The sequence below is a fragment of the Luteibacter sp. TLI7-4A genome, from assembly GCF_056754745.1.
This window is the reverse complement of sequence record NZ_JBPGWO010000001.1, coordinates 1,880,101-1,895,877: the sequence shown is the minus strand read 5'-3', so window position 1 is coordinate 1,895,877 and position 15,777 is coordinate 1,880,101. Positions and strand designations below refer to the sequence as shown.

Below are 15,777 nucleotides of genomic sequence, written 5' to 3'. Positions count from 1 at the left end.
GTAGGCGGACAATTCCGCTTTCACCCAACAAGGCGACAAGAGCGTGTACGTGGAAAAAACGAGCGCACCGGCACGCAAGCCGGTGACCGTGCCGGGCCTCAAGACGATGAAAGCCGAAGGCCGGAAGATCGTGATGCTCACCGCCTACGACGCGAGTTTCGCCGCGCAACTGGAATCCGCCGGGGTCGACGTGGCCCTGGTCGGCGATTCGCTGGGCATGGTGGTGCAGGGCCGGTCGAGTACCTTGCCCGTCACGGTCGACGAGATGGTCTATCACACCGCGGCGGTCGCACGTGGCCTGTCGTCGACCCTGCTGGTCGCCGACCTGCCGTTCATGAGCGACCGCGACCTTCCCTCGGCGATGGAGGCCTCGACCCGGCTCGTCGCGCAGGGCGGCGCGGCCATGGTCAAGATCGAGGGCGCCGGACGCATCTGCGAGGTGATCGCCGCGCTGGCCGAGCGTGACATTCCGGTGTGCGCGCACCTTGGCCTCACCCCGCAGTCGGTGAACAAGTTCGGCGGCTACAAGGTCCAGGGCAAGACGCAGGATGCCGCCGACAAGCTGCTGGCCGATGCGAAGGCCGTGGAGGCCGCGGGTGCCGACCTGCTTGTGCTCGAGTGCGTGCCGGCCGCCTTGGCGGCGCGGATCACCGCAGGGCTTTCGATTCCCACCATCGGGATCGGGGCGGGCGTGGATTGCGACGGCCAGGTGCTGGTGGTGTACGACATGCTCGGCCTCACGCCGGGCAAGCGGCCCCGTTTTTCAAAGGATTTCCTCGCGGGACGCGATTCCATCCAGGGCGCCATCGGCGCCTACGTCGAGGATGTGCGCGAGAAGCGTTTCCCCGGCGTCGAGCACAGCTTCACCTGAGGACACCACCATGCAGACCGTCACCGATGCGGCGGCCATCCGCGCCGCGATCCGCGGCTGGCGCGCCGCCGGCCAGAACGTCGGCTTCGTGCCGACCATGGGCAACCTGCACGCGGGCCACCATTCGCTGCTGAAGCTCGCCCGCGCGCGCGCCGACCGGGTAGTCGCCAGCGTTTTCGTGAATCCGACCCAGTTCGGCCCCGGCGAGGACTTCGAACGCTACCCGCGCACCCTGGCCCAGGACCAGGCGGGGTTGGCGGAAGCCGGCTGCGACATCCTCTTCGCCCCGGAGGTGGCCACCATGTATCCCTTCGGCCCCGCGGCGAGCGTCAGCATCCACGTCCCGGTCATCACCGACACCCTGGAAGGTGCCCACCGCCCGGGCCACTTCGATGGCGTGGCGACCGTGGTCGCCAAGCTGTTCAGCCTGGTCCAGCCGGACATCGCGGTGTTCGGCCAGAAGGATTTCCAGCAGCTGAAAGTCATCGAGCGGATGGTCGCCGACCTCTCGCTCTCGGTGAAGGTGATGTCCGCGCCGACCCTGCGCGACGACGACGGGCTGGCCATGAGTTCACGCAACCAGTACCTGTCCCCCCAGGAACGTGCGAGGGCGCCGCAGATCCATGCCACGCTCGTGCAGATGCGTGAACTCTTTCGCCAGGGGCATGCCTGGCAGGCGCTGGAGCAGGCGGCGAAGGCGCGCCTGGAGCGGGCGGGCTTCGTGCCCGACTACGTGGCCATCCGCCGCGCCGAGGACCTGGCCGAACCCGGTCCCGACGAGCGGGAGGGCCTGGTGGCGCTGGTCGCCGCCCGGCTCGGCGCCACCCGCTTGATCGACAACCTGCCTTTCGACTGAATCCTTTCACAAACGGGGACTTGCGTTTCCGCGCCCGCTCCCCCATAAAGCGCACCGACAGAGGAAGCCCTTACGACGGACGGGCAACCCTCCGTTACAATGGGCGTTTTTGTAATCGACGAACCCCAGAGACCGCCATGCACCTCAACATGCTCAAGTGCAAGATCCACCGGGCCACGGTGACTCACGCAGAGCTGAACTACGAAGGTTCCATCGCCATCGATGGCAACCTGCTCGATGCCGCGGGGATCCGTGAGTACGAGCAGATCCATGCGTGGAACATCAACAACGGTGAGCGCTTCGTCACCTACGCGCTGCGGGCGGAAGAGGGCTCGGGCATCATCTCGGTGAACGGAAGCGCGGCGCGCCGCGTTTCGACGGGCGACCTGGTGATCATCGCCGCCTTCGTCGGACTGTCCGAAGCGGAAATGGCCAAGTACCAGCCGGACCTCGTCTACGTCGATGCGAACAATCGCATCACGCATACGAACCACTCGATTCCCAAGCAGGCCGCCTGAGGCCAGCCTGCCATCGCCGACAGGGTCGGCTCCCACCAGGTCACGACCGTCGTGCTGGTCACGGTTGCCCAACCAGGTCACCGCTATCCCTGCAGGTCACGACGTTCCTGCTGGTCGCGGTAGCCCCTGTGGGAGCCGCCTGTGCCGGCGATGCTCTTTGCCCCTGGTGGGAGCCGACCCTGTCGGCGATGCTCTCCCACCCGTCGCCGCCCCACCGCGCAACATCCATACAATCCACTTACGCTGCACTGCGGTAACATCGCCGCTTCCCCCCTCCGTTGCAGCCAAGTGGAAGCCATGGAATCAAAGCACGCACCGTTGCCCTCGTTCGAGGAGCACGCCTCCCGTCTCGCTAAGACCACCCTCCGCGATCTCGTCCAGGACGAAGCCCGCGGTGAGCGCCTGCGCCGTCGCATGGGCCCGATCCTCCTCGACGTGTCGCGGCAGAAGCTCGACATCGCCGCGCTCGACGCCGTGGGCGAATACATCGAGAGCACCGGCTGGAAAGCCGCCCGCGACGCCATGTTCGCCGGCAAGCACATCAATACCTCCGAGGACCGCGCGGTCCTGCACACCGCCCTGCGCGGTGGTGCATCGCGCCATCCGGCGGCACCGGCCGCGGTCCGCAAGGACGTCGCCGACGCGCTCGACAAGATGGAGCTCCTCGTCAATGCCGTGCACAAGGGCGAGGGTGAATCGGTCGGCCTGATCGGCCGCGTCACCGATGTGGTGAACATCGGCATCGGTGGGTCGGACCTGGGTCCGCGGCTGGCCGTGCACGCGCTGGAGCAGTTCCACGTCAAGGGCATCACCAGCCACTTCCTCACCAACGTGGACGGCCAGGCCGCGTACGACCTGATGAAGAAGCTCGATCCCGCGCACACGCTGGTGATCCTCGTTTCCAAGAGCTTCAACACGCAGGAAACGCTGCTGAACGGCGGTGTCTTCCGCAACTGGATACTGAAGGCCAACGGCGGTGACGAGGCGAAGACCTCGAAGCATTTCATCGCCGTGAGTTCCAACGACGAGGCCGTGCACAAGTGGGGCGCTTCGCAGGTCCTGCCCATGTGGGACTACGTCGGCGGCCGCTTCTCGCTGTGGTCGGCCGTGGGCGCCTCGATCGCGTTCGCCATCGGCATGAAGGGCTTCCGCGAATTGCTCGCCGGTGCCGCCGAGGCCGACGATCATTTCCTCACGGCGGAGTGGAAGGACAACCTTCCGGTCCTGCTAGCCATCGCCGAATTCTGGAACCGCAACATCCTCGGCCGCAGTAGCCGCGCGGTGGTTCCGTACGTCGACTCGCTGGCCGACCTGCCGTCGTACCTCCAGCAGCTGGAGATGGAAAGCCTCGGCAAGCACGTGCATCCGGACGACGGCAGCGAAGTGCGCGAGTCGACCGTGCCGGTCGTCTGGGGCAGCATCGGCACGAATGCGCAACATGCGTATTTCCAGGCCTTGCACCAGGGCACGGACACGGTGCCACTGGAGTTCATCGGCCTGGTGAAGCCGGCGCATCCGCTGCGCGAGAACCACGACGTGCTGCTGTCCAACCTGCTTGCGCAGGCGGCCGCGCTGTCGCTGGGCAAGACCTTCGAGGAGGCCCTGGCGGAAGCGAAAACCGGAACCGAGGAAGAGCGCCGTGCGCTGGCCGCGCAGCGTACGTTCAAGGGCGACCGCCCGAGCACCGTGTTCATGCTCGATTCGCTCACCCCGCACTCGCTGGGTGCGCTGATCGCGCTGTACGAGCACAAGGTGTTCCTGCTGGGCCACCTGTGGGGCATCAACGCGTTCGACCAGTGGGGCGTGGAACTGGGCAAGGTGATCGCCAAGCAGATCTATCCGTCGCTGAGCAACGATAAGGACGCTGGCGACCTGAACCAGTTCGACGGCGCCACGCGTGCGTTGATTTCCGCGATCCGCAGCCGCCGCTAAGACAAGGAGCGTCGCCGACAAGGTCGGCTCCCGCCAGAGCCTGGCAGGGCCGGCTTCCACCAGAACCGTAGAGGTCGCTGTCGGGTTTCGCCCGGCCGTGCTTGGTGGGAGCCGACCCTGTCGGCGATGGGTGTTTGCCGTAATCTGGCCCGCTGCCGCGGGATCGCCGACAAGGTCGGCTCCCACCAGACTTCCGACCTCGGACCTCGGACCTCGGACCTCAGACCTCGAGCGTCGCCAGGTCGCCCTTGTCTTCCAGCCACTGTTTGCGATCGCCCGCACGCTTCTTGGCCAGCAGCATGTCCATCAGCTTCTGCGTGCCGTCATCGGTCTCGACCGTGAGCTGCACGAGGCGGCGCGTGTCGGGATGGATGGTGGATTCACGCAGCTGCGCGGGATTCATCTCGCCCAGGCCCTTGAAGCGCGTGACGCTGACGGCGCCCTTCATCTTTTCGCGCTCGACCTTTTCCAGCATCAGGCGCTTCTCTTCCTCGTCGAGGCAATAGAACACCTGCTTGCCCACGTCGACGCGAAACAGCGGCGGCATGGCGACGAACACGTGGCCTTCGCGGACCAGCGAGGGAAAGTGACGAAGGAACAGCGCCGAGAGCAGGGTGGCGATGTGCAGGCCGTCGGAGTCGGCATCGGCGAGGATCACCACCTTGCCGTAGCGCAGGCCGGAGAGGTCGTCCTTGCCGGGATCGCAACCGATCGCCACGGCGAGGTCGTGCACTTCCTGCGAAGCCAGCACCGCGCCCGACTCGACTTCCCAGGTATTGAGGATCTTGCCGCGCAGCGGAAGGATCGCCTGGAAATCCTTGTCGCGCGCCTGCTTGGCCGAGCCTCCCGCCGAGTCTCCCTCGACGAGGAAGAGTTCGGTACGGGTGAGGTCGGTGGCCGCGCAGTCGGCCAGCTTGCCGGGCAGGGCGGGACCCTGGGTGATCTTCTTGCGCACCACTTGCTTGGCCGCCTTGAGGCGCGCGCTGGCCCGTTCGATGGCGAGCTGGGCGATCTTCTCGCCGGTGTCGACGTGCTGGTTGAGCCAGAGGCTGAAAGCGTCGTGCACCACGCCTTCCACGATGGCGGCCGCGCTGCGCGAGGAAAGGCGCTCCTTGGTCTGGCCGGCGAACTGCGCGTCCTGCAACTTCACGCTGAGGACGAAGGCCAGCCGCTCCCATACGTCTTCCGGCGCCAGCTTCACGCCACGTGGCAGCAGGTTGCGCAGGTCGCAGAATTCGCGAATGGCATTGGTGAGGCCCGAGCGCAGGCCATTCACGTGGGTGCCGCCCTGGGCGGTGGGGATCAGGTTGACGTAGCTTTCCTGGACCAGCTCGCCTTCCGGCAGCCAGGCAAGGGCGACGTCGAGCGCATCGGTTTCGCGCGAGAAATGCTTCACGAACAACTCGGCCGGCAAGGCCTCGGCGCCCTGGAGTTCGCCGCGCAGGTAATCCGGCAGGCCATCCTCGAAGTACCACTCCGTGGTTTCGCCCGAGGATTCGTCGAGCAGGCGCACGGTAAGCCCCGCGCAAAGCACAGCCTTGGCGCGAAGCAGGTGCTTCAGTTTCGAGACGAGGATGCGCGGAGTATCGAAATACTTCGGATCGGGCCAGAAGCGCAGCGTGGTGCCGGTCTTCTTCTTCGGGACGCTGCCGATCACCTCGAGGTCGCTCGCACGATCGCCGTTGGCGAAGCTCATCCGGTATTCCTGGGCATCGCGGCGGATGGTGACGTCAACGCGCGTGGACAGCGCGTTGACCACCGAGACGCCCACGCCGTGCAGGCCGCCGGAGAAGGCGTAGTTCTTGTTGGAGAACTTGCCGCCGGCATGCAGGCGCGTGAGGATCAGCTCGACGCCCGGGACCTTCTCTTCCGGATGGATGTCCACCGGCATGCCGCGGCCATCGTCGGTGACCTCGACCGACCCGTCGTTGAAGACGGTGACCTCGATGGTCTTCGCATGACCCGCGAGCGCCTCGTCGACGGAGTTGTCGATGACTTCCTGGGCGAGGTGGTTCGGTCGCGAGGTGTCCGTGTACATGCCGGGGCGGCGCTTGACGGGGTCAAGACCGCTGAGGACTTCGATGTCTGAGGCGTTGTAGCGAGTATTCATGGTCTTCGCGGGTGTGACGTAGCCGGGCAGGATGGGGTCAGGTCCCCAGGATGGTCAAGCCTGAAGAGTGCCTGTGTCAGCCCGTGAGATTGGCGATCAGCCATTCCCGGTGCGGTGCATCCGATGGCGAACCCGGGTGGGACTAGCGGACCTTTCGGTACGCCACCCTTGTGGGAGCCGACTCTGTCGGCGATCCCGCGGCAGCGGGCAAGGTCGGGGCAAGCACCCGTCGCCGACAGAGTCGGCTCCCACAAGGGGCTGCTCGGCGCCGGGCCAGGCCGGGCGGGGCGTGCTAGAGCGGTGCGCAGTGCCACTCCAGCCATTGGCGGTCGGCACCATCGAGCAGCGGGGACAGCGCGGCGCGGACGGTGGCGTGGTAATCGTCCAGCCACGCGCGTTCCGAAGGCTCCAGCAGGCGCGGCTCCAGGCCTCGGCGGTCGAAGGGGCACAGCGTCAGCGTCTCGAAGGCGAGGAACTCGCCGAATTCCGTCGAGTCGGCCTGGGTCACCACGGCGAGGTTCTCGTGGCGGATGCCGTGGCGGCCCGGCTTGTAGAGGCCGGGCTCGATCGAGGTGATCATCCCGGTTTCGAGCGGCACCAGCGCGCCGCCTGCGACGGGCGGACGGATGCCGTGCGGACCTTCATGGACGTTGAGGAAGTAGCCCACGCCATGGCCGGTGCCATGGCCGAAATCCATGCCGGCGGCCCAGAGTGGCGCACGGGCGAGGGCGTCCAGCTGCGGTCCGCTCGCCCCCTTGGGGAATCGCGCGCGCGACAGCGCGATCATGCCCTTCAGTACGAGGGTCGAGTCTCGGCGCTGTTCGTCGGTGACCGGACCCAGCGCGAGCACCCGCGTGATATCGGTGGTGCCCCCGAGGTATTGGCCGCCGGAATCGACCAGCAGCAGCCCCTTGGCGGCGAGGGGACTGAACGACGCTTCCGTGGCGCGGTAATGCGGCAGGGCGCCGTTGGCCTGGTAGCCGGCGATGGTGGAGAAGCTCTCGCCCACGAAACCGGCCTGGGCCTCGCGCGCCGCGCGCACGATCGTGTCCACGTCCAGTTCCGTCAGCGCCTGGCCGGCGGCGAGCGCCGCCTCGATGTGCCGGAACGCACGGGCCAGCGCGGCACCGTCGCGGCGCATCACGTCGCGGATATGGTCCAGTTCCTCCACGGTCTTGCGCGCCTTCTGCGCGGTCGACGGATGCGGCGCGCGCACGTGCTTCACGCTCGCGGGCAGGCCTTCCAACACGGAAACGACGACGCGACCGGCGTCGTACATCAGCACCGCGTCGTCCGGCAGCGCGGCGATCGCCGAGGCAACGGTGCCGTAGTCGGCCAGGGCGATGCCATCGGCGGCCAGCGCGACCTTCAGTCCGGCCGGCACCTTGGCGGCGTCGATGAAAAGCGTCGCCCGCGCTTCCTCGATCAGGAGGTGGGCCAGGAAGACGGGGTTGTATTCGACGTCGGCGCCGCGAAGGTTCATCAGCCAGGCGATGTCATCGAGGCTGGAAAGCAGGTGATGCGTGGCCCCGGCCCGGCGCATCGCCGTGCGTACGTGGCGCAGCTTGTCGGCGCGCTCGACCGTGGCGAACGGGGCCGCGTGGGCGTAGACGGGGGCCTCGGGCCGTGGCGGCCGGTCGCTCCAGATGGCGGCGGGCAGGTCCAGGTCGGTGCGCAGGCGGGCGCCGACGGTTTCCAGGCGCCTCGACAGGCTTTCGGCACCGGCGACGGACACGCTGTCGCCGGCCACGGCGACGACATCGCCGGCGCCGAGTCGTTCCGCCAGCCAGGCCACGTGTTCCGGCGTGTGCGCGACGTTCAGTTTCATCAGGGGCAGGCCGCTACCTGCCAGTTCGCTTTCGGCCTGAGCGAAGTAACGGGAGTCGGTCCACAGCCCGCCGCCGGTGGCGGTGACCACCAGGGTGCCGGCCGACCCGGTGAAACCGGACAGCCATTGGCGAGCCTGCCAGCGTGGCGGCAGGTACTCGGACAGGTGGGGATCGGCCGTGGGAACGACGACGGCGGCGACGCCTTCGCGGACCATGGCGGCGCGAAGAGCCTGGAGGCGGGCGGGAATCAGGGAGGCATTCATCCGCACATGGTATCGGGAGAAGCGCCGGTAGGAAGCGCGCTTCCCACCTGGAGCGTTTGGGAGCAGGGGGCGAACAGGAGGCGCTTCGGCTTTCTATTCAGGTACCACTCGCGAGCGGGGGCCCGCTTAGGTAAAATACAAATTTCCAGCACTGGCTGCTCGCATGACTCCCCTGATTTTCGTCACCGGCGGTGTGGTGTCTTCCCTTGGGAAAGGCATCGCAGCGGCGTCGCTTGCCTCGATCCTCGAGGCCCGCGGTCTCTCCGTGACCATGATGAAGCTCGATCCGTACATCAACGTGGATCCGGGCACCATGAGCCCCTTCCAGCACGGTGAGGTCTACGTCACCGACGATGGCGCGGAAACCGATCTCGATCTCGGCCACTACGAGCGCTTCGTCCGCACCCGTTTGACCGGCAAGAATTCGATCACCGCCGGCAAGATCTACGAATCGGTGATCCGCAAGGAGCGCCGCGGCGATTACCTCGGTGCCACCGTGCAGGTGATCCCGCACATCACCGATGAGATCAAGCATTCCATCCACGAGGCCACCCGCGGCTTCGACGTGGCCCTGGTCGAGATCGGCGGCACCGTCGGCGATATCGAATCGCTGCCGTTCCTGGAAGCGATCCGCCAGTTGCGCATCGAACACGGGCCGGAGAAGTGCATGTTCGTGCACCTCACCCTGGTGCCGTATATCAAGGCGGCCGGCGAGATCAAGACCAAGCCGACCCAGCATTCGGTGAAGGAACTGCGCTCGATCGGTATCCAGCCCGACGTGCTGCTGTGCCGTTGCGAAGAGCCGCTGCCCGATGGCGAGCGGCACAAGATCGCGCTTTTCACCAACGTGCCCAAGAACGCCGTCATCAGCACGATCGACGTCGACGTCATCTACAAGCTGCCGATGTGGCTGCACGAGCAGGGCCTGGACGACCTGGTCATCAAGCGCCTCGGCCTCGACGCCGGCCCGGCCGACCTGTCCAGCTGGGAGCGCACGGTCGAGGCCGTCGAGCATCCGCGTGATGAAGTCACCGTGGCCATCGTCGGCAAGTACGTGGAGCACAAGGACGCCTACAAGTCCCTGGGCGAGGCGTTGCGCCACGGCGGCATCAACCAGTCGACGCGGGTGAACCTGCGCTGGGTGGATTCCGAAGACGTGGAGGCGCGCGGCGCGCGGGCGGTGCTTGGCGACGCCGACGCCATCCTGGTGCCCGGTGGCTTCGGCAAGCGTGGCTTCGAGGGCAAGATCCTCGCCGCCCAGTTCGCTCGCGAAACCGGCATCCCGTACTTCGGCATCTGCTACGGCATGCATGCCGCGGTGGTCGAATTCGCCCGCAACACGGCAGGCCTGACCCAGGCCGATTCCAGCGAAAACGATCGCAACACCCCGGACCCCGTCATCGCCCTCATCACCGAATGGACCACCGCCACCGGTGAAACCGAACAGCGCAGCGAGCGCTCCGACCTCGGCGGCACCATGCGCCTGGGTGCGCAGGAATGCCGTCTCAAGGTCGGCACCCTGGCGCGCGAACTGTACGGCGAGGACGTGGTGCGCGAGCGCCATCGCCACCGCTACGAGTTCAACAACCGTTACCGCCAGTCGTTCGAGGACCTCGGCCTGGTGATCTCGGGCAAGTCGATGGACGACCTGCTGGTGGAGATCGTCGAGCTGCCGCGCCAGGTCCATCCGTGGTTCCTGGGTTGCCAGGCCCATCCGGAATTCACCTCGACGCCGCGCGAGGGCCACCCGCTGTTCATCGGCTTCGTCCGTGCCGCGCGCGAATACAAGGCCGTCCGCGACGGCGACAAGCTCGCCATCCGTTCCGAGGAGTCCGCCGCATGAAGCTTTGTGGTTTCGAGGCTGGTCTCGACCAGCCGCTGTTCCTGATCGCCGGTCCCTGCGTCATCGAGTCGATGCAACTGCAGCTCGACGTCGCCGGCAAGCTCAAGGAAATCACGGACCGTCTCGGCATCAACTTCATCTTCAAGTCCAGCTTCGACAAGGCCAACCGCTCGTCGGGCGCGAGCTTTCGCGGCCCGGGCCTCGAAGAGGGCCTGAAAGTGCTCGAGGCGGTGAAGCGGCAGATCGGCGTGCCGGTCATCACCGACGTGCACGAGTACACCCCGATGAACGAGGTCGCCGCCGTCGTCGACGTGTTGCAGACCCCGGCCTTCCTTTGTCGCCAGACCGACTTCATCCAGAACGTGGCCCGCGCCGGCAAGCCGGTGAACATCAAGAAGGGCCAGTTCCTCGCGCCGTGGGACATGAAGAACGTGGTGCAGAAGGCCTTCGACGTGGGCAACCACGACATCCTCGTCTGCGAGCGTGGCGCGAGCTTCGGCTACAACAACCTGGTGTCCGACATGCGTTCGCTCGCGGTGATGCGTGAGACGAACTGCCCGGTGGTCTTCGACGCCACCCATTCGGTGCAGCTGCCGGGTGGCCAGGGCACCAGCTCCGGCGGCCAGCGCGAGTTCGTGCCGGTGCTGGCGCGCGCGGCGGTGGCCGTCGGCGTGGCCGGCTTGTTCGCCGAAACCCATCCGGAACCGGCGAAGGCCTTGAGCGATGGCCCGAACGCCTGGCCGCTCGACCAGATGGAAGAATTGCTCGAGACCCTGATGGAGCTCGATGGCGCCGTGAAGCGCCGCGGATTCAAGAACCACGCTTGATCGTTCCTCCGGAACGGTATGATTGACGGAATCCGGCGCACCATGCGCCGGCATTCCAACGGCGGGACCGCAAGGGCCCCGGGGAGGCAGGCTGGATGACTGAGGACAACGCGATCCACGACGCCGGCGAACCTCGCCAGCGTGCGGCACGCATGCCGCAGTCGGGTCACGGCATCGCCTCGTTCGTCATCGGCCTGGTATCCGGTGTCGTCGTCCTGGCCGGCATCGTTTTTTCCGCGCTGATGGTCGCATCGGGCGATCCGGAACAGCACCTGCCGGTCTTCGGCTTCATCGGCCTCGTCATCTGCGCCTTTCTCGTCCTTTCCCTCGTCGGGCTGGTGCTGGGCTTCATCGCCCTGCGCCGGCAGGACCGCCGCCGCACGTTCGGCGCGATCGGGCTCGGACTGAACGCACTCATTCTGGTCGGTACCGTCAGCCTCGCGCTGGTCGGTACCTTCTTTAGTCATTCCAACTCGTAACGGGAACCGCATGACCACGTCCATCACGAAGATCCACGCCCGCGAAATCCTCGATTCCCGCGGCAATCCCACCCTCGAAGCCGAGGTCACCCTGGCCGATGGTTCCTTCGGCCGTGCCGCGGTGCCGAGCGGCGCCTCCACCGGCACGCGCGAAGCGGTCGAACTGCGCGACGGCGACAAGGGCCGTTACGGCGGCAAGGGCGTGAAGCAGGCCGTGGCCAACGTCAACACCACGATCGCCTCCGCGCTGAAGGGTTACGACGCCGCGGACCAGAAGGGCCTCGACGGCAAGCTCATCGCGCTGGATGGCACCGAGAACAAGGGCAAGCTTGGCGCGAACGCCTTGCTCGGCGTCTCGATGGCCGCCGCGCACGCCGTGGCCGCTTCGAAGAAGCAGGCCCTCTGGCAGTACCTGATGGTCGACGGTGGCGGTTCGCTGCCGGTGCCGATGATGAACATCATCAATGGCGGCGCGCATGCGGACAACAACGTCGACGTGCAGGAGTTCATGGTGCTGCCGGTGGGCGCGCCGAATTTCGCCGAGGCGCTCCGCTACGGCGCCGAGATCTTCCACGCGCTGAAGTCGGTGCTGAAGGGACGTGGCCTCAATACCTCGGTGGGCGACGAAGGCGGTTTCGCGCCGAACCTCAAGTCCAACGTGGAAGCGCTGGACACGATCCTGGAAGCGGTGGCCAAGGCCGGCTACAAGGTCGGTAGCGACATCCTGCTCGGCCTCGACGTGGCCAGCTCGGAATTCTTCAAGGACGGCAAGTACGACCTGGAAGGCGAGGGCAAGGTGTTCACCCCGGAACAATGGGTGGACACGCTGGCGTCGTGGTCGAAGCAGTACCCCATCGTCACCATCGAGGACGGCATGGCCGAAGGCGACTGGACCGGCTGGGCGCACCTCACCAAGGCCATCGGCGAAGGTATCCAGCTGGTCGGTGACGACCTCTTCGTGACCAACCCGAAGATCTTCCAGGAAGGCATCGACAAGAAGATCGCCAATGCCATCCTGATCAAGGTCAACCAGATCGGCACGCTGTCCGAAACGCTCGAGGCCATCGCCATGGCCGATCGTGCGAAATACGCGGCGATCGTCTCGCACCGCTCCGGTGAAACCGAGGACACCACGATCTCCGACATCGCGGTGGCCACCACCGCCACGCAGATCAAGACCGGTTCGCTCTGCCGTACCGACCGCGTGGCGAAGTACAACCAGTTGCTGCGGATCGAGGAAGCGCTCGGTGCCAAGGCGACGTACGCCGGCCGCAACGCCTTCCCGAGCCTGTCGAAGCTGCCCGGCTGAGTCGTGCCTTGAGTAACGCGGCAATCCTGCGCTGGATCGGCCTGATCCTCGTCATCGTCCTCATCGCGCTGCAGCTGAAACTGTGGGTCGGCGGTGGGGGCATGGCGGAGGTCGATTCGCTGCGCGAGTCGGTCAAGAAGCAGACCGAGGAAAACGCCAGCTTGCAGAAGCGCAACCAGGCGCTCGCCGCGGACGTGGAAGACCTGAAGCACGGCGAACAGGCCACCGAGGCGCGCGCGCGCCAGGAGCTGGGCCTGGTCAAGCCGGGTGAGACGTTCTACCAGGTGGTGGAGCCGGGGGCCGCGACCAGCGCGCCACCGCCTCCGCCGCCCATCGCCCCCGGCGGCCAGTGATGGACGCGCTCTGGTGCGTGGTTCCGGCCGCCGGAAAGGGTGTCCGGGCCGGTGGCGACCGGCCGAAGCAATACCAGTGGCTGGCCGGCCGGCCACTCATCGATCACACGCTGGAACGGCTCGCCGCCCATCCACGTATCGCCGGGTTGGTGGTGGCCATCGCGGCCGACGATACGCATTTCGCGTCCACCGATACCATCGGCGGCAAGCCGCTGTTCGTCACTGTCGGAGGCGGCGAGCGCAGCGCTTCGGTCCTGGCCGGCCTGCATGCGCTGCCCGCCAGCGTGGCGGATGACGAATTCGTGCTGGTGCATGACGCCGCGCGGCCATGCGTGCGCGCCGGCGACATCGAACGCCTGGTCGAACTGGCGGAAAGGGGGGAGGGCGGCCTGCTCGGGGCGCCCCTGCGCGATACCCTGAAACGCGCCGACGCGGGGTGTCACAGCATCGCCACCGAATCGCGCGATGGCCGCTGGCGTGCCTTCACGCCGCAGATGTTCCGCCGCGCCGCGTTGGCGCATGCACTTCGCCTTGCCGCCGAGGCGGGTATCGTGGTGAGCGACGAGGCGATGGCCATGGAGCGTATCGGCGTATCGCCCCTGCTGGTGGAAGGATCGGAAGACAATATCAAGGTGACGACGCCGGCCGATTTCGCGCTGGCTGAGTTCCTTCTAGGGAGGACACGGTAATGCGCATCGGCCAGGGATTCGACGTCCACGCGTTCGGCGAAGGCGACCACGTGATGCTGGGTGGCGTGCGCGTGCCGCATGGGCAAGGCGTGCTGGCGCATTCCGACGGTGACGTGGTGCTGCACGCGCTTTGCGACGCCTTGCTCGGTGCCTTGGCGCTGGGCGATATCGGCAAGCACTTTCCACCCTCGGACGATCGCTGGCGCGGTGCCGACAGCCGCAGCTTCGTCCGTGCCGTGGCAGCCATGTTGTCCGAGCGCGGCTATGTGCTCGGCAACGCGGACATGACGATCATCTGCGAAGCGCCCAAGGTGGGCCCGCACGCCCAGGGCATGCGCGAAATCATCGCCGCCGACCTCGGCGTGGATATCGATCGCATCAGCATCAAGGCGACCACCACCGAGACGCTCGGCTTCACCGGCCGCCGCGAGGGCATCGCCGCGCTGGCGACGGTGCTGGTGCTGCGCGCATGAGCGAGAACGAGCCGCGCGCCTCCACGCCTCGCCTGCACGACAGGCTGGAGACGATCGTCGACCTCCTGCGTCGCCGCGAAGGCCTGCTCGCGTTCGCGGGAGCCGCGCCGGACGGTGACGAGGCCGCGCTGGAAGCCGCCGATGCGGAACTCCAGGCACGGCTCGACGACCTGCATCCGGCCGATCTGGCGGACGTGCTGGAATCGTTGCCACTGGAAGACCGCCTCGCGGTCTGGCAGCGCGTGCGTTCCGATCGCGACGGCGACATCCTGCTCGAGGTATCCGACTCGGTTCGCGAATCCCTGATCGCGGACATGGACGACAGCGAAATCCTCGCCGCCGTCGAACCGCTGGATGCCGACGAACTCGCCGACCTCGTCGACGACCTGCCGACCGAGGTACTGCCCGAGCTGATGGCCAGCCTCGACGCGCAGGAGCGCGAGCGCGTGCAGGCCGCCATGTCGTACGAGGACGACCAGGTCGGCGCGTTGATGGATTTCGACATGGTCACCATCCGCGAGGACATCAGCCTCGAGGTGGTGCTGCGTTACCTGCGCCGCTTCGATGAACTGCCCGCGCAGACCGACAAGCTTTTCGTGGTCAACTCGGACAACGTGCTCACCGGCGTCCTGCCGCTGCACTGGCTGCTGGTGAACTCGCCGGAGAAGATGGTCCACGAGATCATGGCGCCCGACGTGAACACGTTCCGTCCCGAGGACGACGCCTATGACGTGGCCCAGGCGTTCGAGCGCTACGACCTGGTCACGGCGCCCGTCGTGGATGCGCACCAGCGCCTGATCGGGCGTATCGCCGTCGACGCCATGCTCGATTTCATCCGTGAAGAGAGCGAAACCGAAGCCTTGTCGCGCGGCGGCCTGCGCGAGGAAGAAGATATCTTCGCCTCGGTATGGAAGTCCGTGCGCAACCGCTGGGCCTGGCTGGCCATCAACCTGGTCACCGCCTTCATCGCCTCGCGCGTCATCGGCCTGTTCGAGCACTCGATCGAGAAGCTCGTGGCACTGGCCACGCTGATGCCCATCGTGGCGGGCATCGGCGGCAATTCCGGCAACCAGACCATCACCATGATCGTCCGCGCGATGGCGCTGGAGCAGATCGGTGTTTCACAGGCCCGGCGCCTGTGGCGCAAGGAGATGGCGGTCTCCCTGGTCAACGGCATCGTGTGGGGAGGCGCGATCGGCATCGTCGCGTGGCTGCTCTACGGCAGCGTGTCGCTCGGCCTGGTGATGATGTCGGCGATGACTCTCAACCTGTTGCTCGCCGCGTTCATGGGCGTGGGTATTCCCATGCTGATGACGAAGCTCGGGCGCGACCCCGCGCTGGGTTCGAGCGTGCTCATCACCGCGATGACCGATAGCGGTGGCTTCTTCATTTTCCTCGGCCTCGCCACGCTGTTTCTGCTGTAAA

Annotated in this window: 14 protein-coding genes; 12 read left to right on the top strand and 2 right to left on the bottom strand. The window is 66.6% G+C overall.

Going from position 1 to position 15,777, the window contains the following annotated elements:
- Positions 1-43: 43 nt before the first annotated feature.
- From panB to pgi, 4 genes are all read left to right on the top strand, one after another.
- Positions 44-871 (top strand): 3-methyl-2-oxobutanoate hydroxymethyltransferase, encoded by an 828-nt coding sequence (gene panB / locus ACR9Y6_RS08325; RefSeq protein WP_481280866.1) that lies wholly within the window; start codon positions 44-46, stop codon positions 869-871.
- Between the two features lie 10 nt (positions 872-881).
- A complete protein-coding gene (panC, locus tag ACR9Y6_RS08320) occupies positions 882-1,727 on the top strand; it encodes a pantoate--beta-alanine ligase (RefSeq protein ID WP_481280865.1) in 846 nt (281 codons plus the stop codon).
- Positions 1,728-1,864: 137 nt separating this feature from the next.
- On the top strand, positions 1,865-2,245 hold the full coding sequence (gene panD, locus ACR9Y6_RS08315; RefSeq protein WP_426287366.1) for an aspartate 1-decarboxylase: 381 nt from the start codon (positions 1,865-1,867) through the stop codon (positions 2,243-2,245).
- A gap of 297 nt (positions 2,246-2,542) precedes the next feature.
- Complete coding sequence (gene pgi / locus ACR9Y6_RS08310; RefSeq protein ID WP_481280864.1) at positions 2,543-4,177, top strand: glucose-6-phosphate isomerase; 1,635 nt, start codon at positions 2,543-2,545, stop codon at positions 4,175-4,177.
- A gap of 220 nt (positions 4,178-4,397) precedes the next feature.
- Here pgi and parE read toward each other — a convergent pair whose 3' ends face one another.
- The gene (parE, locus tag ACR9Y6_RS08305) at positions 4,398-6,287 is read right to left on the bottom strand and encodes a DNA topoisomerase IV subunit B (protein ID WP_481280863.1); all 1,890 of its coding nucleotides are present in this window, start codon (positions 6,285-6,287) and stop codon (positions 4,398-4,400) included.
- 292 nt (positions 6,288-6,579) lie between these two features.
- Positions 6,580-8,379 (bottom strand): aminopeptidase P family protein, encoded by a 1,800-nt coding sequence (locus ACR9Y6_RS08300; RefSeq protein WP_481280862.1) that lies wholly within the window; start codon positions 8,377-8,379, stop codon positions 6,580-6,582.
- A 163-nt stretch (positions 8,380-8,542) separates the two neighbouring features.
- On the opposite strand from ACR9Y6_RS08300, the gene ACR9Y6_RS08295 reads away from it, so the two are divergent.
- The 8 genes from ACR9Y6_RS08295 to mgtE all read left to right on the top strand — a co-directional run bounded on the left by ACR9Y6_RS08295 (position 8,543) and on the right by mgtE (position 15,776).
- Positions 8,543-10,222: a CTP synthase gene (locus ACR9Y6_RS08295; protein WP_481280861.1), complete on the top strand. Its 1,680-nt coding sequence runs from the start codon at positions 8,543-8,545 to the stop codon at positions 10,220-10,222.
- Positions 10,219-11,049: a 3-deoxy-8-phosphooctulonate synthase gene (gene kdsA / locus ACR9Y6_RS08290; protein WP_481280860.1), complete on the top strand. Its 831-nt coding sequence runs from the start codon at positions 10,219-10,221 to the stop codon at positions 11,047-11,049. Before ACR9Y6_RS08295 ends, kdsA begins: the two co-directional genes overlap by 4 nt.
- A 95-nt stretch (positions 11,050-11,144) precedes the next feature.
- Positions 11,145-11,528, top strand: coding sequence for a hypothetical protein (locus ACR9Y6_RS08285; RefSeq protein WP_481280859.1), 384 nt, complete (start codon positions 11,145-11,147; stop codon positions 11,526-11,528).
- A 10-nt stretch (positions 11,529-11,538) separates the two neighbouring features.
- Positions 11,539-12,837: a phosphopyruvate hydratase gene (gene eno, locus ACR9Y6_RS08280; RefSeq protein ID WP_481280858.1), complete on the top strand. Its 1,299-nt coding sequence runs from the start codon at positions 11,539-11,541 to the stop codon at positions 12,835-12,837.
- Positions 12,838-12,860: 23 nt separating this feature from the next.
- Positions 12,861-13,190: a cell division protein FtsB gene (gene ftsB, locus ACR9Y6_RS08275; RefSeq protein ID WP_371024707.1), complete on the top strand. Its 330-nt coding sequence runs from the start codon at positions 12,861-12,863 to the stop codon at positions 13,188-13,190.
- On the top strand, positions 13,190-13,879 hold the full coding sequence (gene ispD, locus ACR9Y6_RS08270; protein ID WP_481280857.1) for a 2-C-methyl-D-erythritol 4-phosphate cytidylyltransferase: 690 nt from the start codon (positions 13,190-13,192) through the stop codon (positions 13,877-13,879). Before ftsB ends, ispD begins: the two co-directional genes overlap by 1 nt.
- The gene (gene ispF, locus ACR9Y6_RS08265) at positions 13,879-14,352 is read left to right on the top strand and encodes a 2-C-methyl-D-erythritol 2,4-cyclodiphosphate synthase (protein ID WP_426287375.1); all 474 of its coding nucleotides are present in this window, start codon (positions 13,879-13,881) and stop codon (positions 14,350-14,352) included. Before ispD ends, ispF begins: the two co-directional genes overlap by 1 nt.
- Positions 14,349-15,776, top strand: a complete 1,428-nt coding sequence (gene mgtE, locus ACR9Y6_RS08260) for a magnesium transporter (RefSeq protein ID WP_481280856.1) — start codon at positions 14,349-14,351, stop codon at positions 15,774-15,776. The genes ispF and mgtE overlap by 4 nt, the downstream gene beginning before the upstream one ends.
- Position 15,777: the final 1 nt, after the last annotated feature.